This window comes from Streptomyces sp. NPDC021562, assembly GCF_040640875.1.
In the GTDB taxonomy this organism is placed as follows: Bacteria; Actinomycetota; Actinomycetes; order Streptomycetales; family Streptomycetaceae; genus Streptomyces.
This window is the reverse complement of the sequence record NZ_JBFACN010000023.1, coordinates 80,661-98,786: the sequence shown is the minus strand read 5'-3', so window position 1 is coordinate 98,786 and position 18,126 is coordinate 80,661. Positions and strand designations below refer to the sequence as shown.

At 74.2% G+C, this 18,126-nt stretch carries 14 protein-coding genes; 5 read left to right on the top strand and 9 right to left on the bottom strand.

The features are described from left to right. Positions 1–30 precede the first annotated feature (30 nt). The gene (locus tag AB0G52_RS30690) at positions 31–1,602 is read right to left on the bottom strand and encodes a DUF6350 family protein (RefSeq protein WP_361340669.1); all 1,572 of its coding nucleotides are present in this window, start codon (positions 1,600–1,602) and stop codon (positions 31–33) included. A gap of 111 nt (positions 1,603–1,713) precedes the next feature. Here AB0G52_RS30690 and AB0G52_RS30685 point away from each other — a divergent pair, with 111 nt between their 5' ends. Beyond that, complete coding sequence (locus AB0G52_RS30685) at positions 1,714–2,559, top strand: sigma factor-like helix-turn-helix DNA-binding protein (RefSeq protein ID WP_361340661.1); 846 nt, start codon at positions 1,714–1,716, stop codon at positions 2,557–2,559. Positions 2,560–2,712: 153 nt separating this feature from the next. On the opposite strand, the gene sucD is transcribed toward AB0G52_RS30685, so the two are convergent. The 7 genes from sucD to AB0G52_RS30650 form a co-directional block, all read right to left on the bottom strand. After that, positions 2,713–3,597, bottom strand: coding sequence for a succinate--CoA ligase subunit alpha (gene sucD / locus AB0G52_RS30680; RefSeq protein ID WP_046733150.1), 885 nt, complete (start codon positions 3,595–3,597; stop codon positions 2,713–2,715). 27 nt (positions 3,598–3,624) lie between these two features. Next, complete coding sequence (gene sucC, locus AB0G52_RS30675) at positions 3,625–4,806, bottom strand: ADP-forming succinate--CoA ligase subunit beta (protein ID WP_046733149.1); 1,182 nt, start codon at positions 4,804–4,806, stop codon at positions 3,625–3,627. A gap of 420 nt (positions 4,807–5,226) precedes the next feature. After that, positions 5,227–5,646 carry a hypothetical protein gene (locus AB0G52_RS30670; RefSeq protein WP_132892946.1) on the bottom strand — a complete coding sequence of 140 codons (420 nt, stop codon included), beginning with the start codon at positions 5,644–5,646 and terminating at the stop codon, positions 5,227–5,229. Positions 5,647–5,867: 221 nt separating this feature from the next. After that, complete coding sequence (locus AB0G52_RS30665; protein WP_132892948.1) at positions 5,868–6,758, bottom strand: hypothetical protein; 891 nt, start codon at positions 6,756–6,758, stop codon at positions 5,868–5,870. Positions 6,759–6,961: 203 nt separating this feature from the next. Further along, a complete protein-coding gene (locus AB0G52_RS30660) occupies positions 6,962–8,164 on the bottom strand; it encodes a VWA domain-containing protein (protein WP_132892949.1) in 1,203 nt (400 codons plus the stop codon). Then, entirely contained in the window at positions 8,161–10,611 is a 2,451-nt protein-coding gene (locus tag AB0G52_RS30655) for a DUF5682 family protein (protein ID WP_361340655.1), read from the bottom strand. The genes AB0G52_RS30660 and AB0G52_RS30655 overlap by 4 nt, the downstream gene beginning before the upstream one ends. After that, entirely contained in the window at positions 10,608–11,726 is a 1,119-nt protein-coding gene (locus AB0G52_RS30650; RefSeq protein ID WP_361340652.1) for an AAA family ATPase, read from the bottom strand. Before AB0G52_RS30650 ends, AB0G52_RS30655 begins: the two co-directional genes overlap by 4 nt. 132 nt (positions 11,727–11,858) lie before the next feature. Between AB0G52_RS30650 and AB0G52_RS30645 the strand changes: the two genes are divergently transcribed. Together AB0G52_RS30645 and AB0G52_RS30640 are read left to right on the top strand one after the other, a co-directional pair. Then, a complete protein-coding gene (locus AB0G52_RS30645) occupies positions 11,859–13,214 on the top strand; it encodes an SWIM zinc finger family protein (protein ID WP_361340649.1) in 1,356 nt (451 codons plus the stop codon). Between the two features lie 50 nt (positions 13,215–13,264). Then, complete coding sequence (locus AB0G52_RS30640; protein WP_132892957.1) at positions 13,265–14,881, top strand: DUF5691 domain-containing protein; 1,617 nt, start codon at positions 13,265–13,267, stop codon at positions 14,879–14,881. Positions 14,882–14,973: 92 nt separating this feature from the next. Here the strand turns inward: AB0G52_RS30640 and AB0G52_RS30635 are convergent, their stop codons facing one another. Further along, positions 14,974–15,390: a cobalamin B12-binding domain-containing protein gene (locus AB0G52_RS30635; RefSeq protein ID WP_132893081.1), complete on the bottom strand. Its 417-nt coding sequence runs from the start codon at positions 15,388–15,390 to the stop codon at positions 14,974–14,976. Positions 15,391–15,635: 245 nt separating this feature from the next. On the opposite strand from AB0G52_RS30635, the gene AB0G52_RS30630 reads away from it, so the two are divergent. Beyond that, the gene (locus AB0G52_RS30630) at positions 15,636–16,535 is read left to right on the top strand and encodes an alpha/beta fold hydrolase (protein WP_361340645.1); all 900 of its coding nucleotides are present in this window, start codon (positions 15,636–15,638) and stop codon (positions 16,533–16,535) included. Between the two features lie 185 nt (positions 16,536–16,720). Continuing rightward, complete coding sequence (locus tag AB0G52_RS30625; protein ID WP_361340642.1) at positions 16,721–18,109, top strand: M23 family metallopeptidase; 1,389 nt, start codon at positions 16,721–16,723, stop codon at positions 18,107–18,109. The last annotated feature ends 17 nt before the right edge of the window (positions 18,110–18,126 follow it).

Sequence of the window (18,126 nt, the reverse complement as noted above, 5' to 3'; positions counted from 1 at the left end):
CCGCCTCCGCCCGGCGCACCCCGGCCGCTCTCAGCCGAGGGCCCCGCCTCCCTTCCGGGCGTCCTGCTCCTCTGCGGCCGGTTCGGGTGGGTCGGTGGAGGTGAGGGGCGCTCCGGCGACCGGACGGGGCGCGGGCGGGGGAAGGTGGTCGTCGGCGGGGAGGGGGTCGTCGGCGGGGAGAAGGTCGTAGGCGTCTTCGGGGTCCGGGGGCGGGACCGGTGCCGGTCTCGGGGCCGGGGCCGGCGCCGGGGCCGTCCTGCTGGTGGGGTCCGGCTGCGCGGAGCGCCGGCTCCGGACGCGCCACGCCCGCAGCGCCGACGCGGTGGGGATGCCCACCACGAGGAGCCAGGCTCCGGTCGCCGCGCCCGTCTGCCACCACAGGGGGCCGAAGCGGACGAGCGCCGCGACGCCCAGCGGACCGCCGGCCAGTTCGGCGAGCGCCGCCTGCAGCAGCCCGCACAGCACCGCCGCCAGCGCCACCACCCCGGCCGTGCGGCCGCCCGTCCATCCGCGCCGGACCGCCCTGCCCACCACGAACCACGCCACCGTCACCCCGGCCGCCACCGGCACCGCCACGGCCGGCCAGTCGGCCGGCGTGCCCGGCCCGGCGTCCGGCACCGCCGCCAGCAGCGGGAAGGGCGGCAGAAGCGGCGCCGGATGCGACGCCAGCGGGTTCACCACATGTCCGGCGCCGAGCGCGAAGCCGGGACCGACGGCGTACGACGCCGACCACACCGCCGCGTTGGGGATGAGGCAGACGCAGAGCAACAGCACCGCGAACCGGCCCGTCCACCCCTCCGTCAGCTGCAGGAACGAGGTCCGCGCCGCGTCCCCGTGCCCCACCAGCGACACCGCGAGCAACAGGGTCCCGCCGCCGAAGAACACGGCCGCCCCGGCGAGGGACGCGCGCACCGCCGTACCCCACCGCACCGTGGTGTCCCGGCCGCGCAGCCGCCGGAGCACCGGGCCCGGCAGCAGCGCGGCCAGGGCCAGCAGCGGCCCGCGCGGACGGCCGTACGCCGTCCACACCCCGCCGCCCGCCGCACCCGTGACGAGCAGCGGCAGACACACCGTCACCCAGCCCCACGCGGGCCGCAGTTCCCCGCCGGACGCGTAGAGCGCGGCGCACCCGCCCACGCCGAGGTAGCCGGTGACGACGCCGGCCCACGCGGTGGGGGCGCGGACCGGCGGCGGCGCGTCGGCGTCGTCGCCGTCCGTCGGGTCCGCCGCGTCCACGGCGTCCCGCGCCCCCCGGTACACGAGCAGCACCGGCACCGCCACCAGCAGCAACGGCGTGACGCCGACCGGGGCCGGGGCGCCGGAGAGGGTGCCGGTGCGGACCAGGTCGACGCCGTGGGCGAGCAGCCACAGGGCCGCCGCGACGTGCAGCGCGCCGCCCGGACCGCTGTCGGGATACGGCGAGCTGACCCACAGGGCGATCGCCAGTACCGCGAACGCGCCGAGCCCGAGCCCGGCCGCGAGCGCACCGGCCGCCAGGCTCGCCGCGAAGCCGGGGGAACGGTCGCGCACCCGGTCGCGGACCGGCCTGAGCAACAGGGACAACGACGGTCGGCGGGCGGTCATCCGAATCACGCTCGCCATGCTCCCAACGACACGCGCTTTTCCGGCGTAACAGGCGAACCACCGTAGTGTCGCTCAATATACGTTTATGTGTTTTTTTGGCAGATAGAGCAGATAGATAGGAAGATACGCATGGTGACGCGGAGTCCTGCCCCCACCGACGAGGCCGCCTCCTCCCCGGCCCTGACGCCTGCTCAGGCCTTCGACGCGCTCTACGCGTTCTGCGCCCCGGCCCTGGTACGGCAGACCTACCTGCTCACCGGGCGCCGGGAGCTGGCACAGGAGGCGGTCGAACGGGCCTTCCAAGTGGCATGGCAGAACTGGCCGGAGGTGGCCCGTGACCGGGACCCCGCCGGCTGGGTGCGGGCGGTGGCGCACGAGTGCGCGCTCTCCCCCTGGCACCGCTTCCGGCTGCGCCACCGCCACCCCGAGTCGCCGCCGGCCGACGCGGCCGACCGCGCCCTGCTGGACGCGCTGCTGAAGCTGCCGCCGACGTACCGCCGGACGCTGCTGCTGTACGACGGCATCGGCCTCGACCTGCCGGAGACGGCGGCGGAGACGGAGGCGAGCACACCGGCGGCCGCCGGCCGGCTGACCCGGGCGCGGCGGCTGGTCGCCGACCGGGTGCCGGAACTCGCCGACCCCGCCGCGCTGCACCGGCGGCTCGCCGAACTGGCCTCGGCCGAGCGCCTGGGGGCGGCCCAGCCGCCCACCGTGCGGACCTGCGCCGAACGCCGGACCCGCTTCTGGACCCGCTCCGCGCTCGCCTTCACGGCGACGATCATCGCGGCGACGACGTTGACGCTGCGGACGGCGCCGACCCACTACGAGGCGCCGATCGGCCCGGCCCAGGCGATCAGCGGGGTGCCGCCGGAGGCGGGGCTGGGGCCGCTGTCGGAGGGGGAGCTGGCGTTGCGGCAGAAGCTGCGGAGGGCGGTCGAGAAGGGGCCGGAGAGATTGGTGCCGGTGCCGAGGTAGTGCGGTCGGACGCTGCCCAGCCGCGGGCAGTCGTGCCGCTGGGGCGGCACGGGTGGGCGCGGGCGGCGCCCACTCGGCGTGGCCGGCGCAAACGCCGGTAGGCCCGCCCCCACCCCGGGGAACGGGCCTACCGGCGCACAGTCACGGAGTCGTTCAGCCGGCGAGGATCTCGCGCGCCAGCTTCGCCGTCTCCGTCGGGGTCTTGCCGACCTTGACGCCCGCGGCCTCCAGGGCCTCCTTCTTCGCCTGGGCGGTGCCCGACGAACCGGAGACGATGGCACCGGCGTGGCCCATGGTCTTGCCCTCGGGGGCGGTGAAGCCAGCGACGTAGCCGACGACCGGCTTGGTCACGTTCTTCGCGATGAAGTCCGCGGCCCGCTCCTCGGCGTCGCCGCCGATCTCACCGATCATGACGATCAGGTCGGTGTCGGGGTCGGCCTCGAACGCGGCGAGCGCGTCGATGTGCGTGGTGCCGATGATCGGGTCGCCACCGATGCCGACGGCGGTCGAGAAGCCGATGTCCCGCAGCTCGTACATCATCTGGTACGTCAGCGTGCCGGACTTCGAGACCAGGCCGATACGGCCCGGCTTGGTGATGTCGCCCGGGATGATGCCGACGTTGGACTGGCCGACGGTGATGATGCCGGGGCAGTTCGGGCCGATGATCCGGGTCTTGTTGCCCTTCTTGCCGGCGTACGCCCAGAACGACGCCGAGTCGTGCACGGCGATGCCCTCGGTGATCACGACGGCCAGCGGGATCTCGGCGTCGATGGCCTCGACGACCGCGTCCTTGGTGAACTTCTCCGGCACGAAGATGACGGAGACGTTGGCGCCGGTGGCCTCGATGGCCTCCTTGACGGTGCCGAAGACCGGTACCTCGGTGCCGTCGAAGTCGACCTTCTGACCGGCCTTGCGCGGGTTGACGCCGCCCACGACGTTGGTGCCGTCACCGAGCATGAGCTTGGTGTGCTTCATGCCAGTGGCGCCGGTCATGCCCTGGACGATGACCTTGCTGTCCTTGTTGAGCCAGATAGCCATGGTGTGTTGTGTCCTCGTCCTGAGTGCTTACTTGGCGGCGTGGGCCAGCTCGGCGGCCTTGTCGGCCGCGCCGTCCATGGTGTCGACGCGCTGCACCAGCGGGTGGTTGGCGTCGGTGAGGATCTTGCGGCCCAGCTCGGCGTTGTTGCCGTCGAGACGGACGACCAGCGGCTTGGAGACGTCCTCGCCGCGGTCCTCCAGGAGCTTCAGGGCCTGCACGATGCCGTTGGCGACCTCGTCGCACGCGGTGATGCCGCCGAAGACGTTGACGAAGACCGACTTGACGTCGGGGTCGCCCAGGATGATCTCCAGGCCGTTCGCCATGACCTGGGCGGACGCGCCACCGCCGATGTCGAGGAAGTTGGCGGGCTTGACGCCACCGTGGTTCTCACCGGCGTACGCGACGACGTCCAGGGTGCTCATGACGAGACCCGCGCCGTTGCCGATGATGCCGACCTCGCCGTCGAGCTTGACGTAGTTGAGGTTCTTCTCCTTGGCGGCGGCCTCCAGCGGGTTGGCCGCGGCCTTGTCGTGGAGCTCCTCCCAGTCCGCGTGGCGGAACTCGGCGTTGTCGTCCAGCGACACCTTGCCGTCGAGGGCGATGACGTCACCGGAGGCGACCTTCGCGAGCGGGTTGACCTCGACGAGGAGGGCGTCCTCCTTGATGAAGGTGTCCCACAGCCTGACCAGGACGTCGGCGACCTTGTCGGCGACCTCGGCGGGGAACTTCGCCGCGGCGACGATCTCCTTGGCCTTGGCCAGGTCCACACCGTCGATCGCGTCGATCGGCGTCTTGGCGACGGCCTCGGGGCGGGTGGCCGCCACCTCCTCGATCTCCATGCCGCCCTCGACGGAGGCGATGGAGAGGAAGGTGCGGTTGGCACGGTCGAGGAGGAAGGAGACGTAGTACTCCTCGAGGATCTCCGGGGCCGTCTCGGCGATCATCACCTTGTGGACCGTGTGGCCCTTGATGTCCATGCCGAGGATGTCCGTCGCACGGGCGACGGCCTCGTCCGCGGAAGCGGCCAGCTTGACGCCACCGGCCTTGCCGCGACCACCGACCTTCACCTGCGCCTTGACGACGGACTTGCCGCCCAGCCGCTCGGTGATCTCGCGCGCCGCCTCAGGCGTGTCGATGACTTCACCGGCCAGCACCGGTACATCGTGCTTGGCGAAGAGGTCCCTCGCCTGGTACTCGAACAGGTCCACGCGCTTCCGTCCCTATCAGTGATCTCGCGGTTCGTTGGATGCGTGGGCGTGCCGCGAAGGGCAACGTGACGTCCGCATGGGTCACAGGGGAAGCGCACACGGTGTCCGAGCGCGCGGCATGTCCGTCTCGCAGGTTATCGCCGCTTGCAGGGGGTCCCTAAATCGAGGGTCACACCTGAGCGGTGATACCTGTCACATGATGCCGGGTATCCCGGGTTTTCCTGGCACGGCGTGCCGTCTCGGCGGTGCTGTGCGAGGCCTCACCGGGTTGGGGTTGGCCCGGTGAGGCCTCAGCCCCCCTGCCTCAGGGGGTGGGCGGCCGGTCCCCGCCCAAAGGGACCGGCCGGCCCGTCCCGAGGGGCGCCCCGGCCCGGACGGACCGACGGCGTTCGGCCGTCCGGGCCGGGCGCCCCACGGAGATCAGAGGGAGCAGGTCCGGGCCCGCTGCGGCCCGTGGACGTACTCCGGGACGGCCGGGAACGCGAGCGGCCCGCCGGCCGCCGGGGCAGGCTGCCCGTCGCCACCGCCGAGGACCGGCCCGGCCAGGTCCTCGGCGTACGTCACCACGTCCCCGGAGGCAGCGGTGGGTGTGGGGGGCTGGGTCGCTGCTGCGGCCGCAGCCGCAGCAGCGGCCGCGGCCTTTGCCGCGCGGGCGGCTCGGGCTCCGTTGATGGCCTCGGCGCCCCTGATCCTTGCGGCGACGGCGCCACGGGCCGGGTCCGTGCCGGTGGCCGCGGTCCCGGTGGCGCGCGGGCCCGGCCAGGGGGCGGCCCGCACGGTGCGCCTCGCACCGAAGACGTCGGTGGCCGTCACCACGGGACGGTCGATGTTCCTGTTCATACGTGCGTCAGTCCTTCAGGGCTCCGATGCGCTCGGCAGGCGTGCGCGGGAGCCGGGAGGGCTTCCGGTGCGTCCGGAAGCGCGGCTGGGGACAAGGCCGTCCGGAGGAGTCGCGAGGGGCCAGAGAGAGGGGGCCTCGGAAGTCCTCGGGGTCCGGACGGACGGGCAGACCTGTTCCGCCCCCGCGCGCCAGGTCTGTGCGGGGAAGGGGGCCGCCGGTCCTAGCCGGGGAAGACGGGGATGTCCCGGTACCGCTCCGGGGTCGCGGTCGCGTCGACGCGCGCGACGGCACCGGGCACGAGCCGCAGCGGCGCCCGGTCGACGAAGGTCACGGCGTACATGTCACCGTGCCGGGAGGAGGTGCCGTCCGCCGCCGACTTGCCCAGCGCACCGTCCGGATCCCCGGTGGGCGCGGGACGTTCGGGGGCCCCGCCGGCCGGGGCGGCACGATGACCGGCGTGGTGCGCCACCCGCTCCGCGGCGGCGGGCACGGCGCCGTACCGCGGCCCGTACGACCCTGCACCGGCCGCCGCCACCGGCGTCGTCCGGGACTTCTCGGGCCCGGCGGCGTGCGCGACCGGCTGCCGTGGCTCGACAGGGTGCGGCACCGAGGTGACCGGTGCCGGGGGCGACGACCCCGGTGCCCCGGAGACGACGGGCGGCTCCGGCACCTGCACCACCGGCGTGGCGGGGAGCGTGACAGGCGGCGTGACAGGGAGCGTCGGCAGCCGCGTGGGCAGCTCGGACACCTGCTCCAGGGTGTCGCCGAGCGTCTGGGTCAGTGTCGAGGCAACCGAACCGGTCACCGTCCGCACCGCCTCGCCCACACCGTCCACCACCGGCACCACGGGCACCACCGGCACGCTGCCGGTGACGGGCTTCCGTGGTGGCGGGGTCGCCCGGTGCGGCGTCAGGAGCTCGGCCAACGGCGCCTTCTGCGTCACGACCGACGTCGACGACGGCGTCCCCTCGGCCGCCTGCGCCCGCCCCCCGCAGAGGAAGCCGAGCGCGAGCAGTCCGCCGACCAGCAGCGCCAGGTGCAGCGCACGCCGTCCCGCCGCCGTGCGCAGCACACGCACGGCGGCACCGGACAGAACTGCTGGCGAGGTCAAGACGGGGAGGACCCTCCCGTGCGGCGGAACAGAGCAGAGGTCACGCAAGGCGTGAAGACCGGTGAAAGACCGGTGGAGACTTCGATCCTCGCACGGGACTCCGGCGGTCGCGCAAGCCCCCTGTTACCGATGGGTACTCATGTCCCGTTTGATGCCGGGAGACTGCTGTCACCGAGTCGACAAGTCCCCCGCGGGATCCGGCCTCACGCGGTGTCCGGAACCGGTAGGGGCCGCTTCTCGATCGCCGCCGCCATCACCTCGGGGAAGAGGTCGGGCGTGCACGCGAACGCCGGTGCGCCCAGCGCAGCGAGTGCCGCCGCGTGCTCCCTGTCGTACGCCGGCGCCCCCTCGTCGGACAGCGCGAGCAGCGCCACGAACTGCACCCCCGACGCCTTCATCGCCGCCACCCGCTTGAGCATCTCGTCGCGTATGCCGCCCTCGTAGAGGTCGCTGATGAGCACGACGACGGTCTCCGCGGGCCGGGTGATCCCCGCCTGGCAGTAGGCCAGCGCCCGGTTGATGTCGGTGCCGCCGCCGAGTTGGGTGCCGAACAGCACGTCCACCGGGTCGTCCAGCTGGTCGGTGAGGTCGACCACCGCGGTGTCGAAGACGACGAGCCGGGTGTCGATCGACCGCATGGACGCCAGCACCGCCCCGAACACCGACGCGTACACCACCGAAGCCGCCATCGATCCGGACTGGTCGATGCAGAGCACGACTTCCTTCTTCACCGACTGCGACGCCCGCCCGTACCCGACGAGCCGCTCCGGCACCACCGTCCGGTACTCCGGGAGGTAGTGCTTGAGATTGGCCGAGATCGTGCGGTTCCAGTCGATGTCGTGGTGGCGGGGCCGGTTGATCCGGGCGCTGCGGTCGAGGGCGCCGGTGAGGGTGGCCCGGGTGCGGGTGGCGAGCCGCTTCTCCAGGTCCTGGACGACCTTGCGCACGACCGCCCGTGCCGTCTCCTTCGTGGTCTCCGGCATCGCCTTGTTGAGCGAGAGCAGCGTGCCGACCAGGTGGACGTCGGCCTCCACCGCCTCCAGCATCTCCGGCTCCAGGAGCAGCGAGGCCAGCCCCAGCCGGTCGATGGCGTCGCGCTGCATGACCTGGACGACGGAGGACGGGAAGTACGTCCGGATGTCGCCGAGCCAGCGCGCCACCGACGGCGCCGACGCCCCCAGCCCCGCCGACCGTTCCCGCCCCGACTGCGGTCCCTCCCCCTTCCCGTACAGCGCGGCCAGCGTCCCGTCCATCGCCGCGTCCCGCCCCGACAGCGCACAGCCGGTGCCGTCCGCGGCCTCGCCCCCGAGCACCAGCCGCCACCGCCGCAACCGCTCCCGCGCGGGGTCGTCGCCCCCCGGCCCGGTACCCGCTCCGGTGCCGGTGTTCGTCGCGTCCGTGGTCATCTGCCCGCCCCCACAAGGTCGTCGTCCGAAGTCGTGTCGTCGAGGCCGAGCAGCAGCCGCAGCACCGGCAGTACGGCGTCGGCCCGCCCGGCGTCCGGCTCGGCACCGAACCCCGGGGTCCCGCCGGTCCGCCCCGGCCCCCGCAGCCGGTCCCCCGGTTCCCTGCGCACCAGTTCGCCGATGGTCCTGCGCACCCCCGGCTCGTACGCCGAGAACGTCCGCCGCAACAGAGGCAGGACGTCCGTGAACGCCTCCGCCGGTACGCCGGTCAGCCAGGCGTCGACCAGACCGAGCAGCCGCTCGTCGTGCACGAGCAGCATCCCGCCCCCGCCGCCGCCCCCGACGAACCCCTCGATCCAGGCGGCCGCGTCCGAAGGAGGCGTCCCCGGCGAGAGCACCAGCCCCATCAGCCGGGCCGCCTCCTGCGGTCCCAGCTCCCCCTCGTCCAGCAGGAGCCGCACCGCCCGTCCGCGCAGCACCCCGGGCACACTGTCCCGCCCGCACAAGGTCCGCAGCACGGCCCGCCAACGCCGCCGAAGCCCACGAGGCCCAGAACCGCCCCCCACCGCGCTCCCAACCGGCGCCCCGGGCACCGCCCCCGCCCCGGCCCCCGCCGCAGTCGCAACCGGCGCCCCCGTCGCCGTCTCCGCCCCCGCCGCCGCCCCCGTGCGCGTCTCGCCGAGCAGCCCCACCGCCGTGTGCACCGCGTCCACGTGCCCCCGCATCTCCTCGGCCGCGTCGGCGTCGAGGGCGGCGCAGGCCGGGGGGAGTCCGACGAAGACCCGTTCCGCGAGGCCCTCGGCGACCTCGGCGAGGGCTCCGACGTCGGTCCCCCGGACGTCGCCGTAGCGCAGGGAGCGGACCAGCGCGGGCAGGGCCTGAGCCAGTCGGCCGACGTCCGTGTCCAGGGCGGCCCGGTCGGCGAGCGTCCGCATCACCACCGGCAGCGCCTCCGAAAGCCCGGCCAGCAGGCAGTGCTCGGCGAGCGCGGTGACCTCGGCGAGCGCGGTCGCGCCCACCGCGTCGGCCTCGGCCCTGGCCGTCGCCGCGCCGTGCACCGTCGTCCCCCACACGCCGGCCTCGGCCACCCGCACGGACAGTTCCGGCTCCCAGCACAGCCGCCAGGTCTCCCGGAACGTGCCCGTACTCCCCCGGGACCGCACCTGCTCCCCCCATCCGACGCCGAGCAGCCGCAGCCGGTGCAGCAGCCGGCTGCGCCCGGCGTCGGTCTCCTTGCGCAGGTCGAGATCGAGTTCCCGCTCCAGCGCCTCCGGCTTGAGCCTGAGCCGGCGTTGCTCCCGGGCCAGGTCCCGCTGCAAGGGCACCGCGGGCGCCGACTCCGGCACCTCCCCCAGCACGTCCCCCACCACCAGCCGGTCGTGCACCAGCGCCAGCGGGACGTCCGAGCCCTCGCACAGCACCGCCCGCACCGCGTCGGTCGTCTCGCCCAGGCCGGGCAGCGGGCGCCCGCGCAGCACCGCCAGGGCCTCGGCCAGCCGCACCGCCTCGATGACATGGGCCGAGGAGACGATCCGGTCCTCCTCACGCAGCAGTCCGGCCACCCTGGTGAGCCAGCGCTCGACGGGCCGGTCAGGGGCGCGGAACAGGTGCCCGTACCAGCCCGGCGAGTCGATGCCCGCGCCGTATCCGCTCGCCCGGGCCAGCCGGCGGTTGGTCCACGGCACCCAGGTCATGTCCGTCCTGATCCTGGGCAGCCCCTTGAGCAGTTCCCGGTCGGCGGCGCCGGAGCCCCTCGCACGCAGCGCCGGCACGTGCCAGGCGCCGCACACCACGGCGACCTCGTCACCGAACTCCCGCCGTGCCGCGCGCAGTCGGATCCGCATGTGGGCCTCCCGCACGAGGTCGCGGTCCCGCCCCCCGCCCCCGTACGTCTCCCGCAGCGCCGTCATCGCCTCCTCCACCGCGGCGAACGGCGCGAACACGTCCCGTCCCCCGGCCCCGCCCCGGTGTTCGACGACGTCCTCCCACCAGCGCTCGGGGTCGTCGTGACCGGCGGCCTCGGCGAGGGCGCCGAGGGGGTCGACGCGCACCCGTGGTCCGGCGCCGCACTCGTCGGCGTCGTCGGCCGCCTCCTCCGCGGCCTTCCGCAGCGCCAGCGTGTGCGTGGCCGGCAGGTCGATGAAACGGGCCGGGACCTCGTGCTCCAGGGCCCAGCAGACGGCCACCCACTCGGGGCTGAAGTCGGCGAACGGCCAGAACGCCGAGCGGCCGGGGTCGTCCACGGCGTGCGCGAGGAGCGCGACCGGCGGCCGCATCCGCGGGTCGGCGGCCAGCGGGATCAGCGCGTCCGCCTCGGGCGGCCCCTCGATCAGCACCGCCTTCGGCCGGGCGGCCGCCAGCGCGGCCCGCACCGCCCGCGCGGAGCCGGGCCCGTGGTGCCGCACCCCCAGCAGCAGCGGACCGGGCCGCCGCGCGGTGTCGCTCACGCGCTCACCTCCCGGCAGGCGCGGTAGAAGTCCTTCCAGCCGTCGCGCTCGCGGACGACCGTCTCCAGGTACTCCTGCCAGACGAGCCGGTCGGCCGCCGGGTCGCGGACGACCGCGCCGAGGATGCCGGCGGCGACGTCACCCGCCCGCAGCACACCGTCCCCGAAGTGGGCGGCGAGCGCGAGGCCGTTGGTGACGACGGAGATCGCCTCGGCGGTGGACAGCGTGCCGCTCGGCGACTTCAGCTTGGTGCGGCCGTCGGCGGTGATGCCGTCGCGCAGCTCGCGGAAGACGGTGACGACCCGGCGGATCTCCTCGATGCCGTCCGGTGCGGCCGGCAGGTCGAGGGAGCGGCCGATCTGGTCGACGCGGCGCGCGACGATGTCGACCTCGGCCTCCGGGCTGTCCGGAAGCGGCAGCACCACCGTGTTGAAGCGGCGGCGCAGGGCGCTGGAGAGGTCGTTGACACCCCGGTCGCGGTCGTTGGCCGTGGCGATCAGGTTGAAGCCGCGGACCGCCTGCACCTCCTGGCCCAGCTCGGGGATGGGCAGGGTCTTCTCGGACAGGATCGTGATCAGCGTGTCCTGGACGTCGGCCGGGATCCGGGTCAGCTCCTCCACTCTCGCCGTCATGCCCTCCGCCATGGCCCGCATCACCGGGCTGGGCACCAGGGCGCCCCGGCTCGGGCCGTGGGCCAGCAGCCGCGCGTAGTTCCAGCCGTAGCGGATCGCCTCTTCGGGGGTGCCCGCCGTGCCCTGCACGAGCAGCGTCGAGTCGCCGCTGACGGCGGCGGCCAGGTGCTCGGACACCCAGGTCTTGGCGGTGCCGGGCACGCCGAGCAGAAGCAGGGCGCGGTCGGTGGCGAGGGTGGTCACGGCGACCTCGACGATGCGGCGCGGGCCGACGTACTTCGGCGTGATCACCGTGCCGTCCGGCAGCGTGCCGCCGAGGAGATAGGTGGCCACCGCCCACGGCGACAGCTTCCAGCGGGCCGGGCGCGGCCGGTCGTCCTGCGCGGCCAGTGCCGCCAGTTCGGCGGCGAAGGCGTGCTCGGCGTGCGGTCGCAGCGCACTCTCGACGGTCGTCGGATCGGTCGGTTCCACGGACACAGTCATGGCTGAGGCCCCCTCCAGCTCGGCCGGTTCGGATCTGGTGTCCACCGTGCACCACGCCACTGACAATCGCTCTGACCTGCGAAAACACTCTCGTCGAGGCGATTGTCAGTGGCGGGATCTACCTTCGATGGCATGACTCAGCAGGGGGTGCGCTGGAGTGCGGACCAGGTGCTGGCCCTGGCGCCTGACACCGCGTCACGCAAGGCGGGAAGCAAGCTCGGGGCGGCCGGGCCGTGGTCCGGGGCGGGGAGCAGCGAGGAGGGGGCGGTATGGGGACTGTGCAAGGGCAGCGGCAGCAAGCCGTACCAGACGATCGTGGATCTGGCGGACCCGGCGGGGGCCGCGTACAAGTGCAGTTGCCCGAGCCGGAAGTTCCCCTGCAAGCACGCCCTCGGACTGCTCCTGCTGTGGACGGGCGGGGACGACACGGTGCCCACGGTGGCGCGGCCGCCGGACTGGGCCGAGCAGTGGCTCGCGGGCAGACGGCAGCGTGCGGAGGACAAACGCCCGGCGGGCGGCGGGAGTTCCGCGGCCGCCGGGGACCCCGAGGCGGCCCGGCGGCGGGCGGAGAAGCGGGCCGAGCGGGTCACGGCGGGGGCGACGGAGCTGGAGCAGCGCCTGTCCGACCTGCTGCGCGGCGGTCTGGCCGCGGCCGAGCAGGCCGGGTACGGGCTGTGGGAGGAGACGGCGGCCCGCATGGTCGACGCCCAGGCCCCCGGACTGGCGGCAAGGGTCCGCGAGTTGGGCTCGATACCGGCCTCCGGCCCCGGCTCGCCCGTGCGGCTGCTGGAGGAGTGCGCGCTGCTGCACCTCCTCGACCAGGGCTGGCTGCGCCGCGAGCGGCTGCCGGAGGAGCTCGCGGCCACGGTCCGCTCCCGGATCGGCCTGCCCACGGCCGCGGACGGCCCGCCGGTGCGTGACCGCTGGCTGGTCCTCGCCCAGTACGACACGGTGGACGCGAAGCTGACGACCCGCCGGATCTGGCTGCACGGCGCGGACTCGGGCCGGACGGCGCTGCTCCTCTCCTACGGCGCTGCGGGCCGTGCTCCCGAACTGGCGCTGCCGGTCGGCCTCGCCCTGGAGGCGGAGCTGAGCGCCTACCCGGGGGCGGCTCAGCACCGGGCGGCGCTGGGCGAGCGGTTCGCCGCGCCCGCGCCCCTGCCGATACGGCCGCCGGGCGTGACCACGGCACAGGCGGCGGCCCGGTACGGGGAGGCGCTGCGCGAGGACCCCTGGCTGGAGTCGGTGCCGGTGACGCTGGACCGGGTCGTCCCCGTCCCGGACGGGGACTCCTGGCAACTGGCGGACGCCGCACACGAGTCGGCGCTGCCGCTGACCCCCGCCGCCCGCGCCCGGCCGGGTCTGTGGCGCCTGGTCGCGCTCTCGGGCGGCGCCCCGGTCACCGTCTTCGGCGAGTGCGGCCACCGCGGCTTCACCCCCCTGACGGCCTGGCCGCAGGGAGCGGGCGAGGCGGTGCCGCTGTGCTGACCCGACCGCATTCCGGCGACGACCGGCCCGACTCGCACAAGGGGGACCCCGTGACCGCTTGGGAAGATCTCGTCACCACGGCCCTGTTGGGCACGGACCGGCGGCCGGCCGTCACCGGCGGGCCCGGCCGGGAGGCCCCGGTGGCCCTGCTGGACGAGGCCGCCGTCGCGACCGTACGACGACGGGCAGGGCTGCGCCCGGCGCCGGCCGCGCAGCGCCTGGAGCCGGCCCCCGAGGACCCGCGCCCCGCGCTCCCGGCCGCCGCGGCACGCAGACTGACGATGCTGCTCTCCGACCGTCCCGGCACCGGGACCGGCGGACGACGGGGCACCTCGCCGGACCTGCTGGAGTTGCTGCCGCAGTGGCTGGCGGCGGCCCACGCGCGCGGGTTCGCGGCACCTCCGGGGACCCTGCCCGCGCTGCTGGACGCGGCCCGGGGCCGTACCGACCTGCGGCCCGCCGCGCTGGCCTTCGCCGGGCCGCGCGCCCTGTGGCTGGCCCGGCTCAACCAGGACTGGCGGTTCGCCCTGCGTGCGGCGCCGGGCGGTGGCGCGGCTCTGCCCGGCCCCGAGGACGCCGCCGCGGTACGGCGGTTGTGGCAGGAGGGGCTGTTCGCCGAGCGGGTCGCACTGCTCTCGGCGCTGCGCGCCCGCGATCCCGAGGGGGCGCGCGAGTTGCTGGCCGGGACCTGGGCGACGGAGCGGGCCGAGGATCGGCTGATGTTCCTCGACTCGCTGCGCACGGGACTGGCCGCAGGGGACGAGCCGTTCCTGGAGCAGGCGTTGTCGGACCGGAGCCGTAACGTGCGGGCGACGGCGGCGGAGTTGCTGTCCGCGCTGCCCGGCTCGGCGCTGGCCGGGCGGATGGCGGTGCGGGCCGCGGCGTGCGTGGCGGTCGAGCACACCGGAGACGGGCCGGTGCTCGCGGTGGAGGCACCGCCGGAGTGCGATCCCGGGATGGAGCGCGACGGGGTGGTGGCCAGGCCGCCGACCGGGCGCGGGGAACGGTCCTGGTGGCTGGGCCAGTTGGTGGAGGCGGCCCCGCTCGCCACCTGGGCGGCGCGGCTCGGTGGGCGCACGCCCCAGGAGATCGTGGCGCTGCCGGTGGCGGACGGCTGGCAGGGCGAGTTGCACGCGGCCTGGTGCCGGGCCGCGGTACGGCAGCGGGACGGCTCGTGGGCGCGTGCGCTGCTCGGGGCGCCGGCCGCGCCGGAGGCGGGCGGTCCGGGGGCGGTGTCCCTGGCCGAGCGGGCCAAGCTGCTGGGCACGCTGACGGCGGAGGAGCGGGCCGACTGGGTGGCCGGCTTCATCGCCGCGCATGGTCTGTCGGAGGCGTTCCAGTTGCTCGGCATGTGTGCCCTGCCGTGGTCCGCGCCGCTCGGGCGGGCCGTGGTGGACGCCCTCAACATCGCGCGGGACGCGGGGAGTTACCCGTGGAGCTTCAGCGGGGTGATGGGGCTGGCCGAACGCTGCCTGGACCCCGCGGAAGCCGGCCGTCTTGACGCGCTGCTGGCGATACCGGACGAACGGGAGGACGCGGCACCGGGGGCCGGCGGGTACTGGGCCGAGGCGTTCCAGCGCCTGGTGACGACACTGAGGCTGCGGGCGACGATGCTGGCGGAACTGGACGGCACCTCATCGACGAACGCACGAACCAGCGCCCCCTGAGGGGCGCGGGGAACTGCGCGACGAGCCACGACGGCGCCGCACTCGACCACACACCCCAGCCGTCTGAAAGCCGGCCCACCGCGGACGCGGAACTACGCCTCCGTCGGCTGCCGGACGTTCGCCCGGACCCACTCCACGATGGACGCCGTGGTCGCGCCCGGCGTGAAGATCGCGGCGACACCCTTCTCCTTGAGGGGGGCGATGTCGTCCTCGGGGATGATGCCGCCGCCGAACACCAGGATGTCCTCGGCGTCGCGCTGCCGGAGCAGGTCGAGGACCGCGGCGAAGAGGGTGTTGTGGGCGCCGGAGAGGATGGAGAGGCCGATGGCGTCGGCGTCCTCCTGGATGGCCGTGTCGACGATCTGCTCGGGCGTCTGGTGGAGCCCGGTGTAGATGACCTCCATACCGGCGTCGCGCAGCGCCCGCGCGATCACCTTGGCGCCGCGGTCGTGACCGTCGAGCCCCGGTTTGGCCACCACCACGCGGATCGGACCGGCTGCCACACCCATCACTGCCTCCATGACCAGAAGTGAACGAACGTTATCTCCAGCATCCCGCAACCGGCTGTTTCGCGGAGGTTACCGAGGGGGAAATCACACACAGTGGGACACGTCAGGGAGCCGCAGCGTGGTCCGCGGGGGCGACAGGGGCACGCGACGCGGGCTGCCGTCGTACCCGCGTGACCTCCGCCCGCCTCCCGCGAGGGCATACGGGGGACGGAGCCGCTCTCCGCGTGTCGACAGGAGGTCGGCCGATGAAGGTCACCGGGGTCTTCGAGCCCTTTCTCCCGCTCTGCCGCCGCCTCCTGCCGGGGGGACTCGCCGGACTGTCGGTGGCCCTGCTGAAGTCGACCGCCCTGGAGGCGGCGATCCTCGCCGGGCACCTGCTGCTCTACCCCACCGGCCTCACCCCGGAGCGCCGCCCGCCCGTTCCCGCCACTCCCGGCGCTCACGCCACTCCTGCCGCTCCTGCCGCTCCGCCCGCGGAGCGCGACGGCACCGCCCGGCTGCCGGTCCGCACGGTCCCGCCGGTCGTGCTGCTGCACGGCTTCATCGACAACCGCTCGGTCTTCGTCCTGTTGCGCCGCACTCTCGCCCGGCACGGCGGCCAGCGCGTCGAGTCGCTCAACTACTCCCCGCTGACCTGTGACATCCGCACCGCGGCGGAACTGCTCGGCAGGCACATAGAGGAGATCTGCGAGCGCACGGGCAGCCCCCGGGTCGACATCGTCGGGCACAGCCTCGGCGGACTGATCGCGCGCTACTACGTCCAGTGTCTCGGCGGCGATCTGCGCGTGGGCACCCTGGTGACGCTCGGCACCCCGCACTCCGGCACCCGGGTGGCACCGCTCGCCGACGCGCACCCGATCGTGCGCCAGATGCGCCCCGGTTCCGAGGTGGTCGAGGAGCTGGCCCGCCCTGCGCCCGGCTGCCGCACCCGGTTCGTGAGCTTCTGGAGCGACCTCGACTCGCTGATGGACCCGGTGGAGACGGCCCGTATCGAGCATCCGGACCTCGTCGCGACGAACGTGCGCGTGACCGGGATCGGCCACCTCGCCCTGCCCGTCCATCCGGCGGTCGCCGTCGGCATAAGGGAAGCCCTCGACGAGGCGCGCTCGGAGGAGCGGACGGCCGGTGGTCTGACGGTGGCGTGACCGGCCCAGCCTCGAACATTCCTCGAACACAAGGCCAAACCCACGCCCGCCGTCCCCCGAAACACGGCCGAATGCCCCTTTCCCGCAACCACGAAACCTGTTGAAGATTGTCGCGCCCGTATACCGCCGGGTACAGTCGCCGCACTGCTCTGCCAGCCCCTGTTGTCGAGGCGAAAGAGAAGTTGGTGAACGACCGTCACCCGTCGGGGACCATGACCACCCCGGCTCCGGCTTCCGACGCCGGCCCGGCGCACTACGCGTCGTACGGCACCGAGGAAGCCCAGTACGGGGACTTCACCACGTACGGCGACCACACCGCCACCGCGTTCCACAGCGACCCGCTCTTCGGCAACCTGCCCGACCAGGGCCAGGGCACCGGCGCGTACGACACCACGCACTGGCATACCGCCGACGACCGGACACCCCACTACGACGCGTACGCGGCCCAGCACCACGCCGCCTACGACTCCGGTGCCTACGACAGCACCGCCTGGACCGTCCCGGCACAGGGCACGCAGGAGACGGTCACCGACACCGGCGGTCACTGGGACGCGAGCGCGTGGCTCCAGCCCGACCAGTCGGGCATGGCCGGCGCCACCCAGCAGTGGGAGTGGGGCACCCAGGCCTTCGACACCGGCGCGTACGACGCCACGCAGTGGAACTCCGACGGCACCCCGGCGCAGGCCGCCGAGCCGGCGTACGACGAGGCCCCTGCCGCCGAGGAGGAGTTGTCGGCGACCGGTGAGCTACCTGAAGTAACGCCACTGCTGGAGGAGCAGGAAGAGGTCACCCCGGCGGTCGCGGCGTCCGCGACACGCGCCGGCTCCCGTGCGGGGGCGCGTTCCCGTCGCCGTACGCCCCCCAAGCGGTCCGCGCTGCTGACCGTCGCCGTGCCCTCGGCCTGCGTGATGGGGGTCGCCGGGATCGCGGTCGCCTCGGTCGGGGGTCTGACCGACGACGGCAAGGACACCACGGCCTCGGCCTCCGACGCGCAGACGGTGAAACCGTCCGCCGCCAACAGCACCCTGGACGCACAGCTCAGGACCCTCTCGGCAGGCGCCGACGACTTCGCCGACCGAGCCAGCCGGACCCAGGAGCGCATCGACCTCAAGGCCCAGCAGGAGGCCGAGAAGAAGAAGGCGGCGGCGGAGGCGGCCCGCAAGGAGCGGCTGCGCCCCAAGTACGTGCTCCCGGTCACGCAGCGGGGGCTCAGCGCCTACTTCGGCCAGGCCGGCGTCAACTGGATGTCCGTCCACACGGGCATCGACTTCCCCGTCTCGTACGGCACGACGGTGATGGCCGCGACCGACGGCGTCGTCTCCACCAAGTGGAACAGCGCCTACGGCAACATGATGATCGTGACGGCGAAGGACGGCACGGAGACCTGGTACTGCCACCTCTCCTCGTACCGCGTCGCCTCCGGTACGACGGTGAAGGCCGGCGATCCGATCGCGTACTCCGGGAACTCCGGGAACTCGACCGGCCCGCACCTGCACTTCGAGGTGCGGCCTGCGGGCGGCGCCGCCATAGACCCGCTGCCGTGGCTGCGCAGCCACGGGCTGGATCCCACCTGATCGCCCGCTGAGCCCCC

Coding starts and splice junctions, on each gene's coding strand:
- AB0G52_RS30630 (WP_361340645.1), top strand. CDS start 15,636: ATGAAGGTCACCGGGGTCTTCGAGCCCTTTCTCCCGCTCTGCCGCCGC.
- AB0G52_RS30670 (WP_132892946.1), bottom strand. CDS start 5,646: ATGAACAGGAACATCGACCGTCCCGTGGTGACGGCCACCGACGTCTTC.
- AB0G52_RS30690 (WP_361340669.1), bottom strand. CDS start 1,602: ATGGCGAGCGTGATTCGGATGACCGCCCGCCGACCGTCGTTGTCCCTG.
- AB0G52_RS30635 (WP_132893081.1), bottom strand. CDS start 15,390: ATGGGTGTGGCAGCCGGTCCGATCCGCGTGGTGGTGGCCAAACCGGGG.
- AB0G52_RS30645 (WP_361340649.1), top strand. CDS start 11,859: ATGACTCAGCAGGGGGTGCGCTGGAGTGCGGACCAGGTGCTGGCCCTG.
- AB0G52_RS30660 (WP_132892949.1), bottom strand. CDS start 8,164: ATGACCACGGACGCGACGAACACCGGCACCGGAGCGGGTACCGGGCCG.
- sucD (WP_046733150.1), bottom strand. CDS start 3,597: ATGGCTATCTGGCTCAACAAGGACAGCAAGGTCATCGTCCAGGGCATG.
- AB0G52_RS30650 (WP_361340652.1), bottom strand. CDS start 11,726: ATGACTGTGTCCGTGGAACCGACCGATCCGACGACCGTCGAGAGTGCG.
- AB0G52_RS30685 (WP_361340661.1), top strand. CDS start 1,714: ATGGTGACGCGGAGTCCTGCCCCCACCGACGAGGCCGCCTCCTCCCCG.